Below are 26,010 nucleotides of genomic sequence, written 5' to 3' on the forward strand. Positions count from 1 at the left end.
ATTCTAACCCCTAGGGCGATCCAATTTCATCTAAGTTGCGAATTACAGGTGTGGGGGGATTAGAGGAACTAGAATTAGGGGAATTAAAGATAGCATTGATGGCTCTCTCCAGGGTGTTAGCCATAACAATTTGGTTGTCATAGGCAACAATCACTCGGACTAAGGTCGGTAAGCTATTTTGTTCGGCTTCCAAATAGAGGGGTTCGACGTAAAGCAAAGATTTTTCAATGGGAATAACGAGGAGGTTTCCCTGAATAGCTTTTGATCCCTGCCGGTTCCAGAGAGAGATTTGACGGGAAATTTCTGGGTCTTGATTAATCAGAGCATCAATTTGTTCTGGCCCATAAACAAGCTGCTGTTTCGAGAATTGATAGAGCAAAAGTTTGCCATAATTTTCTCCATCTGAACGACCCGCTAACCAAGCAATTAAGTTATTGCGACTTGCAGGAGTAAAGGGATGAAGTAAGATGAATTCTTCCCGATTTTCAGTCGGCAACTTCATGATTAAATAATAAGGTTCTACGGTTTGCGGTTGACCGCCATAGATTTCTAGGGGAGAGCGCCATTGATCCTCACGGTTGTAAAACACTTGAGGATCGCGCATATGATAGGTTAACAGTTGATCGGATTGGATGCTAAACAGGTCTACAGGATAGCGAATATGCACCTTAAGGGATTGGGGCATATCGTTTAAACTGCGGAACAGGTTAGGAAAAATTTTGGCAAGGGTTTGAATCATCGGGTCGGAGTCATCGGCGATGAAAAAATAAACCCTGCCATTGTAGGCATCGACGACGACTTTTACGGAGTTGCGAATGTAGTTAAAGGGGAGTTTTTCTGGATCGGAATACGGATAGCGATCGCTAGTCGTATAAGCATCAATAATCCAATACAAATAGTTCTCCTTATTGCTACTGTTGTCCCCACTTAAATCAGTATCGGCAACGACTAAATAGGGGTCTCGATCGAATCGCAGAAAGGGAGCAAGCGCTTGGACTCGCTCAACGATATTACGACGAAATAAAACCTTAGTTTCTGGTGTAAAAGATTGGGTTAAGAGCATTTGCCAATCTTTGAGGTATTTAGCAAACAACCACCGTCTCCAGCGACTGGCGATCGATACGCCCCCTGTCCCATCATAAAAGTTATATTGGTTAGCATCTCCTTGGGGATAATCTAACTCGGGTTCCCTTGAAGGAGTCATAATATAAGTATTGGTCAACTCTCCATAATAAATTCTCGGTTGACCAATGGGAATACTATCGCGAATTCGAGGCTCAGAAATCCAAACGGGAGTGGTTTGTCCTTCGGGACTTTCTGCACCAATATCTTTGACATAATATTCCGGTAAACCGTCGGAGGCAACTGTATTGACTGGGGACATGGTAAAGCCATAACCATGGGTATAGACTAAATGTTCATTGATCCAAGTTTTTGCCTCTTCAGGTACTCCTTCATAATCTAATTCTCGTGGCGCTAAAATGACCTGTTGTTTTTCCGTGCCTTGATAATCTCGCTGGCGGAAAGTATAGCGCTCAATATCGGCATCCAGAAATTTATAATATAAGCGAATTTGTTGCAGTTGCCGGTTGGTTTGTAAGAGGGGGCGAGTATCCCAGAGGCGAATATTATCAAGAGTTAGCTTATTGTTGAGTAAGTCTTGTACGGTTAATTGTCCTTCAGGATTAAACGGATAAACGTCAATTTGGTCTAAATTAAAAGCCGATCGAGTAAATTCAATGGTGCGCTGGATAAATGGAGTTTCTCGTTGCAGCTCGTTGGGTTGAACGATGAGGCGCTGGCTTAGGGCCGGTAGGGCATAGTTGCTCACTCCTGCAATGGTTAAAAAGAGAAGCATCCCATAAATCATTTTCCGCCAAATATCCCGTTTTTTTGCCCAATAGACCGAGCGACCTAAAAGAAAAAAACCATAGCTTGCTGCCAGAATAGACAGCACTTCAATCATCGGTTTTTGGGTATAGATATCGGTAAAGCTGGCTCCATAAATGACTCCGGTGGGGGAATAGAGGAGTTCGTAGCGGGAGAGGACATAACTATAAGCAACGCTAAACATAACTGCGGCACTGATGACTTGCAGATGGCGGCGCTGTTTGGGAGAAAAACCGGGAAAACTCCCCAGGGCTAAACTTCTACCGGATAATAAGTAGATGATGGTAACGGCAAGTAAGGAAAAAACACAGAGAATAACGAGCCAGAATTCCAGGAGATGGAGAACGGGTAAGGTGAAGATGTAGAAGCTAATGTCTTGGTTAAAGAGGGGATCGACTTGATTAAAGGGAGTGGGATTAAAGCTGGTGAGAATTTTGGCCCAATGGCTCGATAAAATTACGCCTAAACCTGTGCTGAGGAAAATGGCGATCGCCAGTAGCGTTCTTTGGGGAATGCACAAGAGGAGAATGGGGAACCCAAGGACAAATAGGGTTTTGACTCCAGAAGAGGGTAGATCTAGAAAGGTGCGAAGAGCTGATTCGGGGCGAAATCGAGGGGGAAGTTCGGGAGTAAGGCTGGCAATATTAAAATCGGTATGCCAATAGGGAAGAATGACTTCTGTATATTGGACAATAATTAATCCTAAAACGAGACTTAAGAGTCCGACGGATAGCAGCAACCCCCCTAGGGGAATGGTTTTGGGATATTGAGGATAAGCGTCTTGTTCTTCTGGGGGTTTGGGATATTTGAGCCGGTTTGCAACCCAGAGATTCCCGCATAGATAGAGGCTGCTGATTCCGAAAATAAGCGTACCAACAATCAGTTGCGTTTTCACCCGGAGGGCAAATTCAGCACGATAACCAAGTTCGTTAAACCATAGTCCTTCGGCGATCAGGTTAGTCGCGATCTCGAAAATAAGCCATCCTGCCAACAGGATAACTAAAATCCAACCGATTTTTGGCGATCGCAGCCACTGCATGTTGATTTAAACCAAGTTCGTCAGTATCAGGAGAGAGGAGTAGGGGCAAAAAAATTTTTGCTTCTACTGGTTCAGTTCTAAACATAATTGGCGGAAATGATCGCCCCGTTGCTCAAAGTTAGCATATTGATCGAAACTGGCGCAGGCGGGAGAAAATAATACTCCTTTGGCTTGATAGTGTTTTGCTAAAACTAAGGAACGGGGAATGGCTCGATCCAAAGTTTCGACCATCTCATAGGAATCATAACCCACCGCTTCTAAGCGTTGGGCAAAATGGGGCGCAGCTTCGCCGATGAGTAAGACTGCCGCCGCTTTAGACTTAATGCGATGCAACCATTGAGTGTCATCTCCCTCTTTAGCTTCTCCTCCTGCAATTAAAATAACGGGAGGCTCAACTGCTGATAAGCCCACTTCTGCCGCATCATAATTGGTGGCTTTACTATCATTAATCAAGTCAATTTGATCGATCGCACCAATGAGTTCTAAACGATGGGGAACGCCGGGAAAATTGGCGATCGCCTCAGCAATGGCTTCGTGTTCAATCCCCGCTAACCGAGCTACAGCGACCGCCATTAATAGATTTTGCTGATTATGCGCTCCCACCATTTTCAAACTGGCAGCGGGTAAAATGGGGTCGCCTTGCACCATCACCCAGCGGTCTTGAATATAAATGCCATTCTGGGGAGAACCGACTAAATGCTGTTTGCCTTTAACGCTCGTCCAATAGGCATCCGGCCATTCTTTGAGACCCCTTTGATGCAAATAGGCATCATCCCCATTAAAAACTTGATGATGCGATCGCCGCAATAACTGCGCTTTAATGTCGTAATAATTGTCCAGAGTTTTATGGCGCTTGAGATGATCGGGGGTAAACGTTGTCCAGACCCCAATTTCCGGAGATAGGGTAGAGGAGGATTCAATTTGATAACTACTAATTTCGGCAATCACCCAATCTGGCCGTTTTTCACCGAGTGCCAATTCACAAGCCGCGTAGCCAATATTGCCGCAGCCGGGGGCATGAAAGCCAGCCTGTTGAAAAATCGCCGCGATTAAAGCCGTAGTCGTGGTTTTGCCATTGGTTCCAGTTATGCCAACCCAAGGAACATCCTTAAGATCTCGCCAAGCGAGTTCCATTTCCCCTAGGATTTCAATGCCTTGCGCTCGTGCTTGCACCAACACGGGAATATCCCAGGGAACTCCAGGACTGACAACAATCCGTTCTGGAAGTGGGGAATCTTCTAGGCTGAAGGAAAAGCCTAGATCGCAGACAATTCCCAGATCGTGAAGGGTTTTCTGTTGTTGGCGTAAAGCATCGGAGATTTGGCGATCGCTCACTTTTACCTGCCATCCTTGACGGTGTAGCAGTTTAGCGGCTCCAATTCCAGATTTACCTAAACCAATGACATGAGCAAGGGGCATATTCTTTTGGGCGGCAGACACAGTTCGTTCTTCATCATAAGCCTTTGTACCATATTCTTCTGTAGTTTTAGGGAATAGGCAATAGGCAATGGGGAACAGGCAATAGAAATACAGCGTTTTGTGCTAGGTAAGAGAGCTATTATTAAGAGTGTCTTTCATATCAAATCGGTTGAATAAATTACGATCAGTCCTAGCGAATAGAACACAGTGGAGTGAACCCATCCGATCGTACTGATGGGCTGTTCTCTATTCCCCAGGGTGTGATATTCTGAGGCTATTGCATAAGTAAGCAAAGAGCAGAGAAAGTGATGGAAAATACACCGGTGTTAGATTGGATTGCGGGAGGATTAGCCATCGCGATCGCGATCGGAGGCTTAGTCATGCTATTCCAAGGTTTATCGGGTTTTAATGAGCAGGATAAAAAGTGAACGATAGCCAGTCAGCTAGGCAAGCTATTCCCTAGCGCGAAGCGCTATAGTTGTTAACTACTGATTCAATTCCTGCATTTTAGCCTCAGCAAACTCGCGGAGCGATCGCGCTTCTTCCGTAGCCGTTGTACCGGTTTTTACTCGATCTAAGTCATAAATAATGCTTTGTAGTCCACTGACGAGTACCCCAGTATTAGCATTAGAAGCGGCTGACTGTTGCCAGGCCGTAATTCTCCCTTTTGCCTGATTTAGCGCTTCGGTAGAACTTTGCTCATTCCGCAGACGAATCCTCGCCATGGCAGCATTTTGACGATATTCAACTAATTTAGTCTGGGCTTGTACATAAGCAGGATTATCATCTTTTACCCGCTCCAACTGCTCGCTTGCCCGATCCCAGAGACCGATAATTTCCTGCCATTGCTCCTCAGGATGGGGGGGATTTTGGGACATTTGGGCTGCTGCCATGCCATACTGAGCCGCTGCTTGGATGAGGGTATCGGTTTTGCCGGTTCCAGCACTGCGTCCAGAAACCTGCTGAAAATCACGCTGATAGGCTTTCATTTGAGCCGCAGACATTCGTCCAGCAACAGTTTGAGGAGGGATGAGATCGAGTTTATCGAGTCCAGCTTGCCAAATGGCGATCGCCTCCTGTTTACTAGCCTCAGAGTTGGCTTGTTGATATTGGCTTTTCCCCTCTTCGATTTGACTAGCTCCCTCTTCCAAAAGCGTTAAAGCATTGTTTTGCTGAAAAACTTTAGCATCCATGCGGGCAACCTGTTGCCGAGCGCCCTTATATTCATCCAGGGTAAACTGCCAACTACAACTAAAAAATGTACAGTAGCGCTGGGGAAAGTAGCCTAAAAACCATACGGGTAAACCATCCAGATGGTTTTGAGCTATAGCGACTTTTTCTGCGCCTAACTCAATATCAGCAGCGCTGGTGGCTTGGTTAATCAGTTGATCCGCTTTTTCCACATTGGCGATCGCTCCCCGATAATCATAATCCATTTTCATATAACTGGGCAGTAGCACGAGGGGAATCGTTTTGGCTACTGGCCAGCGAATCATGGGATAGGGAAGATTGAGAATATAAACCAAACCTGCTAATCCAGCTAAACCCATCACTCCCCAGGACAAATAGCTAAACATTCCAGAGGGTTGATTGGCTTTGGCTGCTTTACGAATCGCTGCATCCCTAAACTCAGGAATCAGATCCTGAATGATCTCCCGTAACTGTTGAGCCGAAACCGGATCTCCCGTTTGTTGTCGTAATCGCTCTAACCGTTTGAGAACTAGCATTTTCACAGGAGCTTGGAGCGGATCATTCCCCACACACCGCTCTAGTTCCCGTACTAGAATAGTATATGCCTTATGATTGAGACGGGCCATCAGATGATTTTTGAGTTCTTTATCACTATTATGGCTGACTTCCGGTCAAAATACTTGCGTAATTTCCGTAATTTTTGGTAGATAAAAACACTTGCAATTTCATACAATTAATCAAGGCGTTCTATCGAACATCCATTTTAATTAATTGTGTCCCAACCTAGGAGTTATCCTAGTGATGCTCCTACTGTGCAATCCTTTGCCATATTAGGGTATGTTGAAGTTCTTCCGTTTGCTCCAATCCACTGAAACCTCTTTTCGTCGCATTCTCATGGGACGGATTTTGCTGATGACGATTCCCGTTTTACTTTTACTTCAATATGCCACCTACCGTAAAGCGCGTTCGAGTTTACTAGAAACGGCTCGGTATAATATTATTGAAAGTGCCATTGAAAAAGGCGATCGCCTCGATCTAAGTATCAAAGCTCTGACCGATCAAGTAAAAACGGCCAGTGAAAGTGGAATTTTGCAATCAGGGGACTTGTCCACAATAGATCCCTACCTCAACGAGCTAAGTCAACGTTTTTCTAATTCTGTGGTGTGTTTACAACTACACAATTCAACCGAAGATAAATTAATTTCTAATACCTGTGAAGGAGATGAAATCGGAAACTTAGACCCTGAAAAAATCGCTCAAAAACCCGATGAACGATTTTCGACTCATGTAGAAGTTAAGTTACTCTTAGAAGCTCTACCATCTGCTTTCTATAATTATGGTAAAGATAAACTCCATTTTTTAATTAATGCGCCAGTTTACGATCCTTCTGGACAACCCCAATCTAATCTAGTTATTGAAGCGACTGTTCCCCTCCAACAAAATCAAGATCGAAAATCCTTATCCGGCTATACAGTAATCATTAATGAAGAAGGAACAATCATTGCTCATATCGATCCCACTCGAATTGGGACTAATATTAGTGAGCAAAAAAACAAAAATCTTAAATCTAGATTAGACTCTATTATCCGATCGGCTACAGGAGGAAAAAGTGATTTTCTCCACTTACCTGGATTCGATCAAAGTCGTCGAGAAGTGATTGCTGGATATACAGCTATCCCTAATCCAACGACGACTGGCTCAACCAATGGTAAATGGGTTGTTTTAGCGGTCACCCCCCTTGAACACGCTCTCTATGGCCTTCAGGAAATTCGGCAAACGTTAATTAATTTAGTTTTAGGATTGATTGCAGCTAATTTAATTGCAATATTAGTTTTATCCCGCTCTTTAGTTACTCCAGTTGAACAACTAGGAAAATATGCCCAAAGTGTTGAATGCAGTGTTTCCCCGGAAGCCATTCCCCAGAAATTCAAGATTCATGAGTTTAATCAACTGGCTAAAGCCCTCAATAGTATGGTAGCACGGTTAACCAGTTGGGCAGAAGAACTAGAAGTTGCTTGGCAAGAAGCGAAAAGTTCTAATCAGCTCAAAAGTGAGTTTTTAACAAGTATTTCCCATGAATTAAGAACGCCTCTCAATGCGATTATTGGATCGGTTCGCTTGGTTAAAGATGGCTTCTGTGATGATAAGGAAGAAGAATTTGAGTTTTTGCAACAAGTGGATAATGCTGCCCTCCATTTACTCTCAATTATTAATGATATTTTGGATTTATCTAAGATTGAAGCAGGTAAACTATCTCTAGAGTTAGCCCCCGTGGATTTAAATCAGATTCTTAAAGAGGTGATCGATATTGAATCAGCTCCGATACAATCGAAAGGCTTATCTTTAAGTTATGAAAGTATTCCTGACTCAATTCCGATCGCTGCGGATGCAGATAAACTGAAGCAAGTTTTCATGAATATTATCGGCAATTCAGTTAAATTTACTGAAGAGGGAGGAATTACGATCAAAGTGGAGAGAATTAAGCTCCATCTGGAGGCAAATTCTAACGGCAATAATTTGGCCCGATCGCAGGTGAGAATTGCAATCAAAGATACGGGAATTGGCATTGATCCTTCTGCTCAATCCAAGCTGTTTCAACCGTTTGTCATGGCTGATGGAACTCGGACTCGTAAGTTTGAAGGGACGGGTTTAGGATTGGCGATTTCTCGGAATTTGATTGAGATGATGGACGGTAAGATTGCTCTGTATAGTGAGGGAGATGGACAGGGAACAACGGTGGAAATTGTGTTGCCTTTGATTGATGTGCAACAATTGGAGCGATCGCAGGCTTTGAAAACTGAAGTGTGAGTGCAGATCGGATTAGGATTTGACCACGATAAAAACGGCGATCGCTAGCAGAAAATAGCCAAAGCCTTTCTCTAGTTGCTTTCCAGGCACAAACTGAGTTAAATATGACCCCAAAATAATTCCTGTACTTGCAGCAACAATGAAGGAAAACACCAAAGGTAAATTAATCGGGATCTGACTGCTCAGATATCCCCAAAACCCGGTTACTGATTGAAACGAAATCACCAACAGAGATGTCCCGATCGCCTCTTTCATGGGAATCTGAATCAATAAAACCAACGCTGGAATGACCAAAAAACCGCCGCCAATCCCCACAAATCCGGTCACTAATCCTACACTGAAGCCAGCTAAGGGAATGAGTATAAACCTCTGCCAAAGTCCTGAAACTTGGCGAGCTTTCAGTGTCTCTTCACTCTTTTGCGTGTGACTCTTCTGAATCATTAAAATACTGGCCGTCACCATCATAGCGACAAAACCCATCAGTTGTATCGTGGGACTCACCATGGGTTGAGTCGCAATTTTAGCGCCTAGATAGGAACCCACCATAGCTGGAGGTGCAAACATTGCTGCTGCTTTGAGGTTCACATGACCCGATCGCCAATGGGACATGACTCCAATGAGACTGACGCTACCGACAATAGCTAACGTCATGGCGATCGCTGATTTCGTCTCTACTCCCATCACATACATTAACACTGGCAGAGCTAATACTGAACCGCCACCACCAATTAAACCCAAACTCAAGCCCATACAAACGGCCAAAGCATGTCCCACCAGATTCACGACCATCTGATTTTCCTCATTGCTCCTGACTCTTTACTGATTCCCCCTCTACCAGCAGAGAGAGAAATCCACTCTAAACTTGCTGATTAGACCTCTGGCATAAGTGGGAAGAAAATAAAGAGTAATGTACTAATTTTATAGACTATTGCTAGAGTTCCTATTACCGGACTTCTTACCGAATTCTATTGTAAGGTAATTTTGCCAATAACTGAGCCATCATACAGGTATTACTCATTCCGGCAAACATCAATCCTGCTCCCACAAAACCACTTAAAAACAAGAAACCGGGAGCCACAAATACCCCCAATAAAGTTCCAGTTAACACCAAAGAACCGGCTACAATTTGAACCTGACGCATCAGGCTAATCGGAGCCTTGGGATTAACATGGGTCGGATATCCCTGTTGCTTCCATTCCTCTAATCCTCCTCCTAGGTGGGTCACCTCTTCAAATCCTGCTAGAAAGAGCTTTTGGGCAGCCGTGGCTGAACGATTTCCTGTTTCGCAATAGAGAATGAAGGGTTTGGTGTAATTGGGGAGAAAATCATCCGGATTAAAACGAGATAAGGGTCGAGAAATAGCTCCTGAAATGCGCTCGCCAGCATATTCACTTGGTTCGCGCACATCAATGAACTGAATCCGATCTTTTTCCCACAATTCTTGTACCGAAGAACTGTCAATTGATTGTAGTTTATCTTGCAGATTTTGAGGGGTAACCATAGTTGATTAAATTTGACTCAGGAAAGGATTAGATAGAGACTTCATTAAGCTACGGCCGGCACTTTCCCGCATCTTTGATTCGCAGGAACTGCTTCGGCGATTTTTTTCGGGTTGGGTAAATTTAAACTTTGCATGAGGGCGATAAAACTCTCACGAGTGTGACCGGCTAAACGAGGATTGAATTGTTTTTCTTCGCCAATGGTAGAAACCGTGCAGCCTTTATAATCATGACCAGGATAGACTTCTGTGGGGTCGGGAAGCGTAAATAACCGTTGAGTAATGGCATCATAGAGCAGACCGGGATCGCCGCTTTGGAAGTCGGTACGACCACATCCTCGAATGAGCAGAGAATCACCCGTAAGCACTTTGCGTCCATTCACCAGATAGGCCATGTGACTATCGGTATGACCCGGAGTGGCGATCGCCTGAATCTCAATGCCTCCAACTTGTAATAATTCCCCATCAGTCATAAAGCGATCGGCACAGAGGACTCCAGCCTGTTGAGGAACTAGGGATGTACAACCGGTCACTTCCCGAAGCTGGCCGCTCCCGGTAATATGGTCAGCATGAATATGGGTTTCTAGGCAATAGCGGAGACTTAACCCTAACTCCTGCAACAGCTTCAGGTCACGATCCACTTGCTCTAGCACCGGATCGACCAATAGGGCCTCTTGAGTCTTCAGATCGGCTAACAGATAAGTATACGTGCTGGTTTCTGGATCGAATAATTGACGAAATAGCATCCAAGTCTCCTTTATTCACGCTTAACCAAAATTATATCACTATTTAGAGATTTAGCAAACTAAAAACATCCTAGTGGTTTACTCCCCCACTCTCTCCTTTGTAATCCCAACATCAATTTATGCTAGAATCAGCCAGGCTTCTTGCTCAAAGGTATCAACTATCCGATTACAGCCTTGATTGATTCCTCGACTGAATCTCACTCAGAGGTAGATTCTCCTTACATTCATCGGTGCATTGAATTAGCCCGCCAAGCCCTTGGGCGAACCGCTCCAAATCCCCTTGTGGGAGCGATAGTGGTGGCGGACAATCAAATTGTGGGGGAAGGCTTCCATCCCCGCGCTGGAGCTAGCCATGCTGAAGTGTTTGCCCTACAAGAGGCGGGCGATCGCGCCTGGGGAGCAACTGTCTATGTGAATTTAGAGCCTTGTAATCATTATGGCCGCACTCCTCCTTGTACAGAAGCTCTAATTGCCGCGGGAGTAAAGCGAGTGGTGGTGGGGATGGTAGACCCCGATCCGAGGGTGTCTGGTGGAGGTATTCAACGGCTCAGAGAAGCGGGAATCGAGGTTAAGGTGGGGGTAGAAGAAAAAGCGTGTCAGCAACTCAATGAAGCATTTATTCATCGTATCCGCCATCAACTCCCTTGGGGCATTTTTAAGTATGCTATGACATTAGATGGAAAAATCGCTACAACCACAGGTCATAGCCAATGGGTCACTGGAGAAGCCTCTAGGCGGTGGGTACATCAATTGCGAGGGACTTGTGATGCAGTGATTGTAGGGGGGAATACAGTCAGAAAAGATAATCCCCAATTAACTACCCATGGAGTCGTGGATCGCAATCCGGTACGGATGGTGATGAGTCGTTCTTTGAATTTACCGCGATCGGCGCAATTGTGGGAGTGGGTTGCACCAACCGTGGTCTTAACGGAGCAAGGCGCTAATCCCCAATTACAGACGGAGCTGGGCAACTGGGGGGTTGAAGTGGTGGAATTTCCCCAACTAACTCCCAGAGCTGTCATGGAATATGGATATCAACGGGGATTTTTATCGGTGTTATGGGAATGTGGAGGACAACTGGGAGCGCAGGCGATCGCCTCTGGAATGGTGCAGAAAGTTTATGCTTTTATTGCACCCAAAATTATTGGGGGCGATCGCGCTCCTTCTCCCGTGGGCGATTTAAGATTAACTCAAATGACTGAAGCTCTAAGTTTAACGGGTATTCAGTATCAATCTTTAGGCAGCGATATATTAATTGAGGGTTATCTCGTTAACCGCGATTCGCTCTAAGCCTTAAAAATGGGAACTATTGCTATTCGTGCCTCTTGCCTTCTCCTTGACCCTATGCTTAGAACCTTAACGGGTGACCCTTACCCATTACCCATTACCACGCGAAGCGCTATATGCTCGAATTAGTCATTAGTAGTTTATTTTTCAGTAGCTTGGGATGTCAATTGCTGATGATGGGCAATAGTATTCATCGCAGTTATATCGAAATCCAGAAACGGAATGAGGAGGAGGAAGAAGTTTTGACCCATTACGAACCCAAAGAACACTTTGGTACAGAAGGACAAGGGAATCAGAATGGTTCAGCCAAAGCACGCGGATGGGAATTCAAGATTGTGCGAGCCAATAGTGATTTATTTCGCAATCCGACTATATTGCATCAACTTTGTCGTGAAGAATCCCAAGCCGGTTGGATTTTGTTAGAAAAACTTGATGATCGCCGAGTCAGATTTCGGCGAGCGATCGCAGCTCGACAGAAAATTCGCCCAGAAACCCTCTCCTTTGACCCCTATCGATGCCACTATGGATCGTCCGGTCACTCTAAAATTTGGTTCGCCACCCTTGCCTTCCTCCTCGCCCTGATGATTCCCGCCTATGCTGGATACTGGGTAATGTCTCAATATCTGAATCAATCCCCACCTGAAAGCGCTCCCCTGCCCGAATTTCTACCTAAATGAAAATCCCAGTTTTTATTCACTCTGCTATAGTAGAATCGTGCTTAATCTAAGGTCTAAGTCTATGCAGACTGACCGGAACAGTTGACCTTTGATGCCTTACCCTTGAATTTACTCGATTAAAGGTGGAAATCATGAAGAATGTTCTCAAGATAGTTGCGGCTTCAGTCTTAGCGACTGTAGCTGTTGTCGCTTCTCCCTTAGCTCTCAAAGCCCAAGATCGTATCCCCAGCATTCAGGTAGACTACTATCGGAAAACAGCTTTCCAAGAACTCTACGGTGGCAAATATATTGGCCCTAGAGAATATGTAACCACATCACCGACCGGCAAAGTATTGCCCTTGCGGTTCAGCTTACCGATTGAAACTGCAATTTTCCAAGATACCAGCATTAGCTCTAATACCCCAATCACAGATGCTTTTGGAGTCACCAGTGATACGAGCGAACTGATTCGCTGGGCGGAAACGATTGGTGAATGTTTGCAAGAAAAACCCAGACTTGTACGAGTGTTAACTGGAAATACCATTTACATCAACGATGTTGAGGGTTCCATTGTTGAGAATGCCAATGGCGTTCTTGTTTGTCCCCGATAAGGGAAAAGCAAGCCGATCTCTTTACTCCTCACCACTTTTCAAACCCCAGGGCTGTTTCATTCTTCCCTGAAAAATGAGACTCCAGACACTCCAGGCACTCCAGACTCGTTACAAAATTTGTGATAAGAATTTCTGTGTTCGTTCCTCCTTGGGGTTGTTAAAAAATTCATCAGGGGTTGCTTCCTCCACTAAGACCCCATCAGCCATTAACACCACTCGATCCGCAACTTCACGGGCAAACCCTACTTCATGGGTAACACAAACCATGGTCATACCGCTTTGAGCAAGCGATCGCATTGTATCAAGTACCTCGCGTACCATTTCTGGATCGAGGGCTGAAGTGGGTTCATCAAAGAGCATGATTTTCGGTTGCATCGCCAGAGCGCGGGCGATCGCTACCCGTTGCTGTTGTCCTCCCGATAACTGTCCGGGGAATTTCTTGGCTTGCTCCAAAATTCCTACTTTTTCTAAGAGCTGTAGAGCAATTTCTTCGGCTTTTTCCTTCTTCCAACGCCGTACCCAAATCGGCGCTAAGGTTACATTTTGCAAAACCGTTAAATGAGGGAATAAATTAAACTGTTGAAACACCATCCCCACTTCGCGCCGCACCGCATCAATATTCTTTAAATCGTGGGATAATTCAATCCCATCAATAATAATTTTTCCCTTTTGATATTCTTCTAGAGCATTAAAGGTGCGGATAAACGTCGATTTCCCGGAACCACTCGGCCCCATAACAACGACCACTTCGCCTTTTTGAACGTCTAAGCTCACCCCTCGCAGGACATGGAATTTATTACTGGCATACCACTTATGAACCTCTTGGGCAATGATGGCGGGTTCGGTGTCCACAGGAGTTGGATTATCTTGAGATTTAATGAGAGGATCGGAATGGGTCATGATGATAGGGAATGGGGAATAGGGAATGGGGAATAGGGCGGGTTTAGTCAGGTTATCTGCGAGTTTCCTAGCTTTGGGATAACCCGCCCCTACAACACGATCGATTTATTAGCGGTGTTCTGTATTCAGTTTACCTTCTACCCATCGACTGGCAGCCGACATGGCATAACAGAATACCCAAAAGAGAACTCCAACAAATAGATATACCTCTGAAAAGCGCCCCAGAAATTTGGGGTTCGCTAAAATCGAGTTACTAATTCCTAATAATTCTACCAAGCCGGTAATCGCCAACAGGGTCGTATCTTGAAATAGGCTAATAAATTGACCCACCATAGCTGGAATCACAGCTTTCAGGGCTTGGGGGAGAACAATTAGAATCAAGGTTAAAGGAGTACTTAAACCTAGGGCCCGTGAGGCTTCCGCCTGTCCCTTGGGAATCGCTTGTAGACCTCCTCGCACATTTTCCGCTAAGTAAGCGGAGCTAAACAAGGTTAAGCCGACGATCGCCCGAATCACCCGATCGGGACGCATTCCTTCGGGGAGAAATAGGGGAATCATGACCTGGCCCATAAATAAAATAGTAATCAGGGGAACACCGCGGATAATTTCAATATAAGCAATACTGAGGGCTTTGACCACGGGTAAGGAGCTACGTCTTCCTAAAGCAGCAATTAAACCGATGGGAAAACTTAAGGTAATGCCGACAATAGCCATGAGAACGGTGAGCAATAGGCCTTGCCATTCATTGGTTCCCACAGGGGTTAAACCCAGTCCTCCACCAATGAGCCACAGTCCGATTAAAAATACGCCAAACCAGCCAAAGGAAACCCATTTTCCGAGAGCTGGTTGAACGTTCCCGACTTGTTGGCCGATCCAAGCGCTACCGGCGATCGCCACCAAACACCCTACTAATAAGGCACGATAGACAATGGGAGTCGGAGTGATCACGCATCCTAGGGCAGCGATGCCTAAGCCGATGAGAATATTACGGCTAAAGAGGGTGAGCGATCGGACAATTACGCCCCAAGATAAGCCAGAAAAGACACTAATTAGAGCGACTAAAATCCATAAGCGCCAGTATTCTTCACTGGGATAGCGACCGACCATCAATAGGTGGAGATTTCGCGGGATCACATCCCATTGAGCATCGGTGAATGACCAGGAGAGAAAATTATAACCTAGGGCGATTAATCCCCCTAAAATAATGAAAGTGATTAAACCGTTATACCAGGGACTAAGCAAATTATTTTTAATCCAGTTTACCGGAGTATCGCGCATCTCCGGTGGCGGTGCCATATCGGTTAAGTTACTAGGTACAGAAGTCATGTTAATGGATAATTAATTTTTGATTTCTTCCTGCTTTATGTTGGCAATCGTCGATCTCCCTCTCTCCCTATCCTCAAATCATCTCTCTTGTAGTTGCACCACGCGGTTGATTTGGTTCATTCCTAAAGAAATGATCAAATTCATCAGCAAATAAGTGACCATGATAATGAGCATCACTTCTACGGGTCGCCCGCTTTGGTTGTAGGTTGTATTGGCTACATTGTAGATTTCCGCGTAGGCGATCGCCGCTCCCAAACTGGAGTTTTTAGCCAAGTTCATGTACTGACTACTTAAGGGGGGAATAATCACTCGTAGAGCTTGGGGAAATACCACCAAACGCATCATTAAACCCGACTGCAAACCCAGGGCACGCGCGGCTTCCCATTGTCCTTTGGCTACAGCTTGAATCCCGGCTCGGACAATTTCGGCAATGAAGGCAGCCGTATACAACACTAAGCCTGTCAGCAAGGCGGCGAATTCTCCAGTCAGGCGCAACCCTCCGGTAATCTGACCTAGCTCAATTTCCGTCGGTTTTTCCCATCCAAAGGCAACTGTAATAATCAGTAGGGCAACCATGCCAATAATCCACAAGGCCGTTAACTGGGGTTTTCCAGAACTTCCCCGTTCCACCATGGACTTAATCCGTATTTTCCACAGGACAACCGCTGCGATCGCCAATCCAATCAACACACTGCACCAAATCGCTAGAGACCAACCCATCTTTGGCCAAGGGAGAAACACCCCTCGGTTACTCAAGAACGCGAGTCCCATCACCTCTATACGATCTGTGGGTCTGGGCAACTTAGAAAAAACGGCCCGATACCAAAAAAACAACTGTAAGAGCAGGGGCACATTGCGGATCAACTCCACATAAACTTCGCTTCCCTTTCGCAGTAACCAATTATTAGAAAAACTGGCAACTCCCACGGCAATTCCCACTAATGTTGTGAGGATAATGCCAGAAATAATGATCCGTAGGGTATTGACCAACCCAGCTAATAAAACCCGGCCATAGCTGTCTCTGGCTGGATCGTAAGGAATGATACTTTCTCCAATGGCAAAGGAAGCTTGGGTATCCAAAAAATCAAACCCGAACTCTATGCCCGCTCGTTGGAGGTTATTGGAGACATTATAGGTTAATAGACTAATAACAGAAATAACGATCGCGATCGCCAAAACTTGGAGCGCGACTCGCCAAAATCGATCATCACGCCACAAAGGAATCGTATGCTCATTTGCCGAGGTCATAACAAGAACAGATTAAATGGGAGAACTTAAGACTCGTCACCCATGATCGCATCACAGGTGACGGCTAACTGTTTACCGATAACTAAATTTATCGGAAAGGAGGAGAATAGAGCAATCCTCCACGATTCCAAAGGTCATTTTGACCCCGATCTAACTGAAATTGAGATTCCTTACCCAAATTGCGCTCGTAAACTTCACCGTAGTTCCCAACGGACGAAATCACATTAACCATGAAATCATTATCGAGTTCTAAGCCTGTTCCCAAATCACCTTCAACGCCCAAGAAACGGCGAATGGTGGGGTCTTCACTTCCTTTGCTTTGTTCGACATTGGCTTGAGTAATTCCCAACTCTTCTGCTTCAATCAAACCGTAGGTTACCCATTTAACCACGTCAAACCAGGTAGAATCATTATTAAGGGTTACAGGGCCGAGGGGTTCTTTCGACAGGGTGACCTCCAACAGGATATGCTCCTCTGGATTCGGTAAGGTACTGCGACGAGCAATCAACTGCGATTTATCTGAAGTCATTCCTTCGCAGCGTTCTTCTGCATAGGCTGCATAAGCTGGGTCAGCCTGTTGGAAGGTTACGGTTTCAAAAGTAACTCCTGCTTCCCGCATATTATCGGTTAAGTTCAGCTCGGTAGTCGTTCCCGCTTCTACGCAAACGGCTTTACCTTCAAAATCTTCCAGGGAGGTGATATCACTATCTTGACGCACCATCATGCCTTGTCCATCATAGAATGTGGTTGGTGCAAATTCTAGACCAACGGTCGTATCTCGGCTGGTTGTCCAAGTCGTGTTTCGAGAAAGCATATCCACTTCACCACCCGCTAGGGCAGTAAAGCGTTCTGTAGAATCAAGGTTCCGATATTCTACTGCATCTGGATCGCCCAAGACAGCGGCAGCTACAGCTTTACAAACATCCACATCAATTCCTGAATATTCTCCGGTTTCATCCACAAAGCTAAATCCAGGAATACCACCATCTACCCCACAGATTAGGGTTCCGCGATTTTTCACGACATCCAAACGACTTTGGGATGCCGAGTCTGAAGACTCTCCATCTCCTCCTCCATCAGCGTTATCAGACGGGGGAGGGGCGCAAGCTGCCAAGGGGAGAGCTAGCAATAGAACCGACATTAATAAAGATTGCCACTTAGCCATATGTAAAGGGTTTCTCCTCACTGATAGACAGTCATCTTGAAGCAGCCACTTTGCTTAGAGTGGCTTCAAGTTTTCTTAAATTTTATCTTTAAGATATTAGCAGCATCTGCTAGATTTGGTATCAGCAGGAGAAATTTTTGCGTGTTCTAGAACACCTCTTCAGGCGATCGCCGTTTGATCGCCAGCCTAAGTTCTGCCTGATTATTGAGGCGCTGTCACCAGGAGAACCGTGTTAAAGCGGGACTTTAAGCTATTCCTTATGGCAAGAGTTCGGGGGACAGGCGCTCTTGAGCTAAATCCCGAATCAGGGCACAACGGGATTCTATATAGTGAGAGAGTAAATCTGCTTCTTCTCCATTGAGCGATCGCTCTTGAGCCATATTACCCAATAGCCATTGTACCAGACTCGCGTCATCAAGTCTCAATAACCGTTGAGGCTGAGTCGTTTCAATCAGTGACCAGAGCTGACGTAGCAGATGGGGAGTCATAATGATGCCTCCTTAAGGATTTCTTTATAATCATACCTACTTTAAACCTATAACTCACCGGTTTGACACAAGATCCCATCAAAGGTAGTGAACCTTAACAAAATGATTCATAACTTGACACTCCCATGAGTCCGAAGGTTTAACTGTTAAGATCGAGTTTACACATCATAATTCTGAGGATACATTAAGACTCGCGGGCAATGACCCCACTAATTAACCATAATGCTATACAGCGCTTGGTGCTGTGGTGGGAAGGGGCATATGGGGATGGGAAAATAGGAAGAGTCAACAACAGAATTGGCTGCGTTTTTAGCGCTTCTAGTTAGGATTACAAACCCTTATTCATGTAGTTCATAGCACAGCAAAGATAAATGCTGCTATACTAGTGACTATAAGTACTGTAACAATCCGTAAATACCATTGTTTAATGATCTCGACTAAAACCGCCTCTAGATTTTGGAGAAAAAGTTTATTTGTTAGAACTTACTCAAAATTTCCATTACAGCAAAAAATCAGTGTTCCATTTGTTTGTACCTTCTTAGTCCTATGGATTTCGGGAACAGTTAGTATTGGTTATTACTTTTTGAAATACTTGGAGAGAAGGCAACTTCTAGAAGTAGATAGTATATCTGCATTGATGGTAAAACAATTCCAAAATGAAACCGAAGAACTACGTGTAGAAGCCAAACTTATAGTTGAAACAGAAGATATTCGTAAAGGAGTGGAAAACTTCAACGAAGATCTGTTACTACAATATTTACTGCCCTTAAAATTTTTATTAGAAGTCGATCTAATTCAAGTCATCGATATTCAAAAAGAAACCTTAATCAACTTCAAGATAAATGAGATTAGCAACGCCAAAGTCGATCGTGAAGTTGCTATTTCACAAGCCATAAGTGGAGCAAGTATTTCCACAATAGTCAGTGCAAAAGACAAAGCCAATAATACTGTATCACCAGTTTTGATTGGGACGGCACCTATCAAGTCGAATCAAGGGATTATTGGTGGCGTAATTCTTGGGCGCATTATAAACTTTGATTTCCTGAGTGAAATAGCTCAAAAAAACCAGGTATCAATAGTTATCTTCCAAGACCATAAAATTGTGGCTTCGAGTTTACCAGAAGTCAAGAAATTTGTCTGGCTACCACCGCCTGAAAATTCCCTGAGTAATTTTGAGGAATCGATCGTAAAAATTGGCGATCGCACTTATTTAGGAACAACCGTTAGTCTCCCAGGAATTTACCAGTCTCAATTGCAATTAGTGATCATTTCTTCTCTAGAGGGTCTAGAAAAGACCCAAACAGTTTTTTTTATTCGTCTATTTTTGTTTTCGTTGGTGGGATTGACTGTCGCAATAATTGTGGGTTATTTTGTCTCTAAATTAATCGTTTTTCGGATTACTTTCATGACTGAAGTAACTCAAAAAATTGCTTATCAGAACTTATGGGTTCAGTTGCCTGTCTATTATAATGATGAGTTAGATCGATTGGCTCATTCTTTTAACATCATGTCTAATAAGTTACAAGAAAAAGAAGAGAATATGGAGAACAAACTAAAAACAAAAGTAGAGCAATTGGAAGAAACATTGCAAGAACTTCACTTGACTCAAGCTCAACTGATTCAATCTGAGAAAATGTCTAGTTTAGGGCAAATGATCGCTGGAATAGCCCATGAATTTAATAATCCAGTCAACTTTATTTATGCCAATATTCAACCGGCTATTGATTATGTAGAGGATTTGCTTGATGTCATAAGTGTCTATCGAGACGACTGTCCCGAATCTACTCAAACTATCTCCGAAACTCACTTGGATATAGATCTTGATTTTGTCGTCAAGGATTTTCGCAGTTTATTAACTTCAATTAAAAGTGGAGCAGAACGGATTAGTACAATTGTCAGAAGTTTACGAACGTTTTCTCGGTTAGATGAATCAGGGGTTAAGCTGATCAATATCAATGAAAATCTAGAGTCGACGCTGTTAATTTTGCAACACAGAATTCAGGAGACTATGCAAGCGGGAACCATTCCTAAAAGAGAAATAAAAATTATTAAAGACTACAAAAGATCCCCCTGGCTAACCTGCGATCCAGGACAATTAAATCAGGTATTTTTGAATTTAATTAATAATGCGATCGATGCTTTGGACGATCTAAGATTAGATACAGCAAATTCTAACATTCCTCAAATTGTGTTCAAAATAGACTGCACCGATCTCTCGTCAGTTCAAATCACAATTTCGGATAATGGTTGTGGCATCAGTGAAGAAGTTCAGGATAAGATATTTGATCCCTTTTTTACCACCAAACCCATCGGAAGTGGAACGGGTTTGGGATTATCAATTAGTTATTCCATCATCGTCGATCGCTGTGGAGGAACCTTGAAGTGTCATTCTACTCCAGGAGTGGGAACTGAGTTTATCATTGAACTACCGCTAGAGGAGTAATATAGTCTTGTGTGCTAGGGAATAGGGGATGCACAAGGTGCTGTATCTTATAGTGGTTAGTCAGACAAAAGGAGGTATCGGATGAAACGAAAGAATGCCAAGATAGGATGGATCGGACTCTTAGCCGGAGCCATGTTGATCGGCTGTACTGCTGGCGATCGCTCTTCATCTTCCCAGAGTACTATCACAATTGGCGGATCGTCAGAAGCTTATCCCATGTTAGAACTGTTGGCAGATGCTTACGATCGGGAGAATGTTGAGATTGTCTTTATGTCCAGTAGCCAAAGTAGTGGAGGTCTAAGTGGGGTGCGAGATAACATTTTGGATATTGGGGCAATTAGTATACCAGTCACTGCCATAGAAAAAACCGAAAATCTTCAATATATACCGTTGGTTCGCAATGCCGTAGTCTTGATAGTCAACGAACAAGTTCAAGGACTCGACACTTTAAACACTGAGGCAGTTCAAAATATCTACAGGGGTGGGATTACTAACTGGAAAGAATTGGGCGATATCGATGGCGACATTATCCTCGTTGATATACCAGAAGATGAAACAGAAAAGCAACTTTTACGAGAACATTATTTAGGGCAAGACCTGACGATTACTCCCCAAGCAGTTTTATTTGAAGATGATGATGAAATTGTGGAGGCAGTAAGTATAACTCCTTATAGTATCGGACTGATCGCCTACTCCGAAGAACTCGAAGACTTTTCAGTAAAGAGCCTTGCTCTAGATGGAGTTGCTCCTACCCTAGAGAATATTCAGAATGAGCAATATAAGATGGTTCAAACGATTGGTATTGTTGCCTTGGATCAACTTAAACCGACAACTGAAGATTTCCTTAATTTTATCTCCACTCCAGAAGCGCAAAGTATACTGGAGTCGAATGGCTATATCTTAGCCGATCCCAAATTCTAATCTATAGAACCCATTTGGGATCTCTGACTAAATCAACCCTGTTCCCCAGAACAAAAGGCTTGAATCTACCTCATAAGAGCGGAAACTACTGCATTGAATGATTGCCCGTGAACCCCCCCCTAACTTTTGGGTCAAAACTCTACTGTGTAGAACCTACTCAAAGTTACCCTTACAACAAAAAATCAGTATTCCCTTTGCTTTTGTGTTCTTAGGACTATGGCTTTTGGGGACAGTTAGCATTGGTTATTACTTTTTAAAACACTTAGAGAGACGGCAACTCAGAGAAGTTGAAAGTGTAGCCGCTTTGGTTGTACAACAATTCCAAAATAAAACTGAAACACTGCGTTTAAATGCCACAGTGACAGTTGAATCAGCAAATATTCTCGAAGGATTGGAAAATGCCCACGAAATTTCATTGTTACAACGTTTATTACCCTTAAAGCTTTTGTTGGATCTCGATCTGGTTCAAGTCATTGATATTCAAGGTCAATTATTAGTGGATTTGAAACTCAATAGGATTAGTCACTCTAAAATTAATCATGAAGTTGCGATTTCACAGGTCATGAGTGGAGTGAGTTTTTCCACGATCGTCGATACAGAAAATAAGGTGAATCCTTCGGCTTCCGTTTTAATTGCAACTGCACCTATTAAATTGCATCAGGGAATTGTTGGCGGTGTGATTATTGGGCGTATTATAAATTCTAAATTCTTGAGTGAAATTTCCCAAGGAACAAATACATCAATAGTGATATGTAAAAACAATAAAGTCATTGCGTCTAGTTTGCCCGAAGCAGAACAGTTTTCCTGGCGACCTCCTCCGGAAACTCCCCGGAATACTTTCTCAGAATCAGTGATCGAGCTTGGAGATCGATCTTACTTAGGAAAAACGGTTTCTATCATTGAAATGAATCAGTCCCAATTGCAATTGGTTGTTCTTTCTTCTCTACATGCTCTCGAAAAGGCAAAACAGAATTTTTTAATTGGACTGGTGCTATTTTCTGTTGTGGGATCGGTAATTGCAATCCTTGTCGGTTATCTTCTCTCTGGATTAATGGTCACTCGGATTAATTCCGTAACTCAAGCGACTGAAAAACTGGCCAATGATAACTTATGGGTTAAGTTACCTGTCCTTTATAACGATGAGTTAGATCGGCTGGCTAAAGCCTTTAATCGGATGGCTAAAAAATTAAAAGATAGAGATGAGGCTTTAAAAATAAAAGTCGAACAATTGGAAGAAACTCTGCAAAAACTATACTTCACCCAATCCCAATTAATTCAATCCGAAAAAATGTCTGGTTTGGGTCAAATGATTGCTGGTATTGCCCATGAGTTTAATAATCCAGTAAATTTTATTTATGCTAATATTGAACCGGCCATTCATTATGTAGATGACTTATTATATTTGCTCGATCTGTATAAAGAGGAATATCCCAATCCTCCTGCAAGTATTGCTGATACTCTAGAGGATATAGACTTTGATTTTTTGATTCAAGACTTTCATGATTTATTAACCTCAATTAAATCAGGAGCTGAACGGATTAGTTCAATTGTTCGAGGTTTGCGAACATTTTCTCGCTTAGATCAATCCGGAATTAAGCTAGTAGATGTCCATGAAAATCTAGAAGCAACTTTGTTAGTGGTGCAACATAGACTTCAAGACAATATTCAAGCAAAAACAAATTCTACAAAAGCCATTCAAATTATCAAACAATATGGAACATTACCTTTAGTTACGTGCGATCCAAGGGAATTAAATCAGGTGTTTTTGAATGCGATAAATAATGCCATTGATGCTTTAGAGGAGTTGAGATCGGATGTAGAAAATTCCAAAAATCCTCAAATTGTTTTAAAAACAGAATGGTGCGATCGCTCTTCAGTCAAAATTACAATTTCGGATAATGGTTGTGGGATGAGTGAGGAGGTTAAGGGTAAGATATTCGATCCCTTTTTTACGACAAAACCTGTTGGTAGTGGAACCGGTTTGGGCTTGTCTATAAATTATTCTATTATTGTGGATCACTGTAGAGGAAAATTGAGATGTCATTCTATTCCAGGAGAAGGAACTGACTTAATTATTGAGCTACCGTTAGAGAAAAACGTCATACAGAACTTTGCGCTGTGATGAGGAGATAGAGGGAGCAAACAACAGATTTGATGGCACTTTTATCGCACTTTGCACTCTAGCCATAGTTTGTATTGTTTAGGCTCTAAGCCTTCAATTGTTACTTCATAGAAGAGAGCATTGCAATATGTTTTTTATCGATAACTTCTATGCAAAAATTGCACTAGTAGTAAAGTTTTCGTAACTTAGGTTACAGTTTTTTTCTGTTTTTCTGTAATGAGATTGAACAGCGCTACAGTGAGGTTGGCGAGAGTTTACCCAGGAGTTGAACCATGAGCGTTCATGAATATCACCCTCTTAATGTCCATTTAAAAAATCACTCTGGAAGTCGCTCAGAAATGGTTCTGGCAATTATTTTCGGATCGTTTGTGCTGGGATTTATCCCCATTGCTTTATTTTCAGATCTTTCAGTAACAACGACTCTGATACCCACAGAAGCTCAACTCTGGAGTTCTTTAGCAGAAAAACAGACTCCAATTTCTCTCCACATGCCATCGACAGAACGTATGATACCGACAGAAGCTCAACTTTGGAGTTCTTTAGGAGAGAAATATTAGAAAAAGAGGCCAATTTTTGGCTAGAGTTTAGGGTTTTAATCGTACAAATAAGTGGCTATTCGTTTTAATAATGCCATGCCCACAACAGAATTTCCCATAGAATCAAGAAGGGGGCTATAAATGGCGATCGCCCCCTGCTGGGGAACTAAGGATAATAATACTCCACTCACTCCTGACTTTGTCGGTAATCCCACTAAAGAAGCAAATTCTGCTGAGTATTCATATAATCCACAGGTTTGCATTAACTCTGTCACCCAGAATTGATGCTCTGACTGGATTTTACCTTGCGGATTAACCAATCCTAGTCCCAATTGAACCAAATATTCAAGACTGGATGATAAACAACAGGCCTGTTGATAAGTATCCAATGCAACTGATTCAGGACTGCCTAAATAACCCGATTGTGCCAGGATTTGGGTTAAATTCTGATTGATTTGATTCGGTAAAGATTCTACAGACGCTAAAAGTTGCCGATCTACAAATAACTCAGTTTGACCATAATCATTGAGCCAATTACGGAATCTTTCAAATTTTTCGATACTGGTATATCCGGGCAAATAGGAACAGAGGGCGATCGCCCCACTATTGATCATCGGATTGCGAGGAAATCCCTGGTCTGCTTGTAACTGTTCGACCGAGTTATAAGGGTAATCTGAGGGGAGATTACCGACAATGCCCTTGATTTTCTCTCTTCCTAACTGTTCTAAACAATACAGCAAAACAAAGGGCTTAATCACACTCATCAACGGTACATCATGTTCCCCCCATCCATCCCCTGGATCGTGCAAACTTTGAATATAAATCCCCCTGTCTCGCGGATCAACCTTGGCTAATTTAGGGATATAAGTCGGTAAACGTCCTGACACATTCAACGCTTCAATTTCGGTTAACCACTGCTCTACAGTAGATCGGGTGATACTTTTTAAATCTCTCATAGTCAATCCTGACAAGCGATTGCCATTCGTGCCTATTGCTAGAATGCATTCCCTAGCTTACCGCCTTAACGGGTTACCCATACTCATTCCCCATTCCCTGCCCATAGCGTTATCATAAAACTTAAGAAAAGTTAAGTTATGTGAAGACCCTTGACTGTAAGCGCCCAATCCCAAACCCCAGTATCAACGACTTGGCATCGCCTGCACCCCCTCTGGCAAGGTGATGAAACAGAGATCCAAACTGGACTCCCCCATGAACAACTCTCTCCTGCTTGGCAAATTCTTTTACTTGGGGATGGTTCGCCCACGCGTCACTTGCAATTGTTAACCCGCGAACCAACGGAAGTCGATGTGATTGATATGTCCCCAATTGGCATGAATCGCGATCGCGCTCCGGGTCAGATTTCAGCAATTCCAGGGCCCAGATTAAGGCGACAGGTTTGGTTGAGAACTGCATCAGGACAACGGTTAGCCTATGCGACCTCTTGGTGGGAAGCCAGTCATGTCGATGATTATTTACAAAACCGCTCTTTACCCATCTGGGCTAGTTTAGCGCAGTTGCGAACCGAGTTGTATCGAGATATTCAAGGTTTGTATTATGGCCATTCCCAAGCCTTAGAAGAAGCCTTTGAGCAACCGGGGCCCTTTTGGGGTCGCCATTATCTATTTTGGCATCATAAACGGCCGTTTACCTTGATTTATGAGGTATTTTCCCCTTATTTGATTCAGTACTTAGGGCCAACCGGATAAATCGCGATCG

The 26,010-nt window shown here is 43.5% G+C and carries 22 protein-coding genes; 10 read left to right on the forward strand and 12 right to left on the reverse strand.

Annotation, left to right across the window (positions count from 1 at the left end):
• Nucleotides 1-10 precede the first annotated feature (10 nt).
• Nucleotides 11-2,929, reverse strand: a complete 2,919-nt coding sequence (locus PN466_RS07220) for a UPF0182 family protein (RefSeq protein ID WP_271938181.1) — start codon at nucleotides 2,927-2,929, stop codon at nucleotides 11-13.
• Between the two features lie 63 nt (nucleotides 2,930-2,992).
• Nucleotides 2,993-4,348 carry a UDP-N-acetylmuramoyl-L-alanine--D-glutamate ligase gene (gene murD / locus PN466_RS07225; protein WP_271938275.1) on the reverse strand — a complete coding sequence of 452 codons (1,356 nt, stop codon included), beginning with the start codon at nucleotides 4,346-4,348 and terminating at the stop codon, nucleotides 2,993-2,995.
• A 308-nt stretch (nucleotides 4,349-4,656) separates the two neighbouring features.
• Here murD and PN466_RS26250 point away from each other — a divergent pair, with 308 nt between their 5' ends.
• Nucleotides 4,657-4,776, forward strand: coding sequence for an NAD synthetase (locus PN466_RS26250; RefSeq protein ID WP_278003014.1), 120 nt, complete (start codon nucleotides 4,657-4,659; stop codon nucleotides 4,774-4,776).
• A 57-nt stretch (nucleotides 4,777-4,833) separates the two neighbouring features.
• On the opposite strand, the gene PN466_RS07230 is transcribed toward PN466_RS26250, so the two are convergent.
• Nucleotides 4,834-6,165 (reverse strand): hypothetical protein, encoded by a 1,332-nt coding sequence (locus tag PN466_RS07230; RefSeq protein ID WP_271938182.1) that lies wholly within the window; start codon nucleotides 6,163-6,165, stop codon nucleotides 4,834-4,836.
• A 229-nt stretch (nucleotides 6,166-6,394) separates the two neighbouring features.
• On the opposite strand from PN466_RS07230, the gene PN466_RS07235 reads away from it, so the two are divergent.
• Entirely contained in the window at nucleotides 6,395-8,347 is a 1,953-nt protein-coding gene (locus PN466_RS07235; protein ID WP_271938184.1) for a sensor histidine kinase, read from the forward strand.
• 12 nt (nucleotides 8,348-8,359) lie between these two features.
• Here PN466_RS07235 and PN466_RS07240 read toward each other — a convergent pair whose 3' ends face one another.
• The 3 genes from PN466_RS07240 to PN466_RS07250 form a co-directional block, all read right to left on the reverse strand.
• Nucleotides 8,360-9,136 (reverse strand): sulfite exporter TauE/SafE family protein, encoded by a 777-nt coding sequence (locus tag PN466_RS07240; protein WP_271938186.1) that lies wholly within the window; start codon nucleotides 9,134-9,136, stop codon nucleotides 8,360-8,362.
• 166 nt (nucleotides 9,137-9,302) lie between these two features.
• The gene (locus tag PN466_RS07245) at nucleotides 9,303-9,848 is read right to left on the reverse strand and encodes a rhodanese-like domain-containing protein (RefSeq protein WP_271938188.1); all 546 of its coding nucleotides are present in this window, start codon (nucleotides 9,846-9,848) and stop codon (nucleotides 9,303-9,305) included.
• A 44-nt stretch (nucleotides 9,849-9,892) separates the two neighbouring features.
• Nucleotides 9,893-10,591, reverse strand: a complete 699-nt coding sequence (locus PN466_RS07250) for an MBL fold metallo-hydrolase (protein WP_271938190.1) — start codon at nucleotides 10,589-10,591, stop codon at nucleotides 9,893-9,895.
• Between the two features lie 174 nt (nucleotides 10,592-10,765).
• On the opposite strand from PN466_RS07250, the gene ribD reads away from it, so the two are divergent.
• The 3 genes from ribD to PN466_RS07265 all read left to right on the forward strand — a co-directional run bounded on the left by ribD (nucleotide 10,766) and on the right by PN466_RS07265 (nucleotide 13,145).
• Complete coding sequence (gene ribD, locus PN466_RS07255) at nucleotides 10,766-11,881, forward strand: bifunctional diaminohydroxyphosphoribosylaminopyrimidine deaminase/5-amino-6-(5-phosphoribosylamino)uracil reductase RibD (RefSeq protein ID WP_271938277.1); 1,116 nt, start codon at nucleotides 10,766-10,768, stop codon at nucleotides 11,879-11,881.
• 113 nt (nucleotides 11,882-11,994) lie between these two features.
• Nucleotides 11,995-12,555, forward strand: coding sequence for a hypothetical protein (locus PN466_RS07260; protein ID WP_271938193.1), 561 nt, complete (start codon nucleotides 11,995-11,997; stop codon nucleotides 12,553-12,555).
• Between the two features lie 131 nt (nucleotides 12,556-12,686).
• A complete protein-coding gene (locus tag PN466_RS07265) occupies nucleotides 12,687-13,145 on the forward strand; it encodes a hypothetical protein (RefSeq protein WP_271938196.1) in 459 nt (152 codons plus the stop codon).
• 108 nt (nucleotides 13,146-13,253) lie between these two features.
• Here the strand turns inward: PN466_RS07265 and PN466_RS07270 are convergent, their stop codons facing one another.
• From PN466_RS07270 to PN466_RS07290, 5 genes are all read right to left on the reverse strand, one after another.
• The gene (locus PN466_RS07270) at nucleotides 13,254-14,045 is read right to left on the reverse strand and encodes an amino acid ABC transporter ATP-binding protein (RefSeq protein ID WP_271938198.1); all 792 of its coding nucleotides are present in this window, start codon (nucleotides 14,043-14,045) and stop codon (nucleotides 13,254-13,256) included.
• A gap of 108 nt (nucleotides 14,046-14,153) precedes the next feature.
• A complete protein-coding gene (locus PN466_RS07275) occupies nucleotides 14,154-15,371 on the reverse strand; it encodes an amino acid ABC transporter permease (protein WP_271938201.1) in 1,218 nt (405 codons plus the stop codon).
• Between the two features lie 78 nt (nucleotides 15,372-15,449).
• On the reverse strand, nucleotides 15,450-16,619 hold the full coding sequence (locus PN466_RS07280) for an amino acid ABC transporter permease (RefSeq protein WP_271938202.1): 1,170 nt from the start codon (nucleotides 16,617-16,619) through the stop codon (nucleotides 15,450-15,452).
• Between the two features lie 88 nt (nucleotides 16,620-16,707).
• Nucleotides 16,708-17,784 (reverse strand): amino acid ABC transporter substrate-binding protein, encoded by a 1,077-nt coding sequence (locus tag PN466_RS07285; RefSeq protein WP_271938203.1) that lies wholly within the window; start codon nucleotides 17,782-17,784, stop codon nucleotides 16,708-16,710.
• A gap of 257 nt (nucleotides 17,785-18,041) precedes the next feature.
• On the reverse strand, nucleotides 18,042-18,272 hold the full coding sequence (locus PN466_RS07290) for a hypothetical protein (protein ID WP_271938204.1): 231 nt from the start codon (nucleotides 18,270-18,272) through the stop codon (nucleotides 18,042-18,044).
• Nucleotides 18,273-18,909: 637 nt separating this feature from the next.
• Between PN466_RS07290 and PN466_RS07295 the strand changes: the two genes are divergently transcribed.
• The 4 genes from PN466_RS07295 (at nucleotide 18,910) to PN466_RS07310 (ending at nucleotide 24,315) form a co-directional block, all read left to right on the forward strand.
• Nucleotides 18,910-20,715, forward strand: coding sequence for a sensor histidine kinase (locus PN466_RS07295; protein WP_271938205.1), 1,806 nt, complete (start codon nucleotides 18,910-18,912; stop codon nucleotides 20,713-20,715).
• An 81-nt stretch (nucleotides 20,716-20,796) separates the two neighbouring features.
• A complete protein-coding gene (locus PN466_RS07300) occupies nucleotides 20,797-21,636 on the forward strand; it encodes a substrate-binding domain-containing protein (RefSeq protein WP_271938206.1) in 840 nt (279 codons plus the stop codon).
• A gap of 97 nt (nucleotides 21,637-21,733) precedes the next feature.
• Nucleotides 21,734-23,758, forward strand: coding sequence for a sensor histidine kinase (locus PN466_RS07305; protein WP_271938208.1), 2,025 nt, complete (start codon nucleotides 21,734-21,736; stop codon nucleotides 23,756-23,758).
• 272 nt (nucleotides 23,759-24,030) lie between these two features.
• Nucleotides 24,031-24,315 carry a hypothetical protein gene (locus PN466_RS07310; RefSeq protein WP_271938210.1) on the forward strand — a complete coding sequence of 95 codons (285 nt, stop codon included), beginning with the start codon at nucleotides 24,031-24,033 and terminating at the stop codon, nucleotides 24,313-24,315.
• A gap of 35 nt (nucleotides 24,316-24,350) precedes the next feature.
• Here the strand turns inward: PN466_RS07310 and PN466_RS07315 are convergent, their stop codons facing one another.
• Nucleotides 24,351-25,250: a glutaminase gene (locus PN466_RS07315; protein ID WP_271938211.1), complete on the reverse strand. Its 900-nt coding sequence runs from the start codon at nucleotides 25,248-25,250 to the stop codon at nucleotides 24,351-24,353.
• Between the two features lie 150 nt (nucleotides 25,251-25,400).
• On the opposite strand from PN466_RS07315, the gene PN466_RS07320 reads away from it, so the two are divergent.
• Nucleotides 25,401-26,000, forward strand: coding sequence for a chorismate lyase (locus tag PN466_RS07320; RefSeq protein WP_271938214.1), 600 nt, complete (start codon nucleotides 25,401-25,403; stop codon nucleotides 25,998-26,000).
• The last annotated feature ends 10 nt before the right edge of the window (nucleotides 26,001-26,010 follow it).

The organism is Roseofilum reptotaenium CS-1145 (genome assembly GCF_028330985.1).
In the GTDB taxonomy this organism is placed as follows: Bacteria; Cyanobacteriota; Cyanobacteriia; order Cyanobacteriales; family Desertifilaceae; genus Roseofilum; species Roseofilum reptotaenium.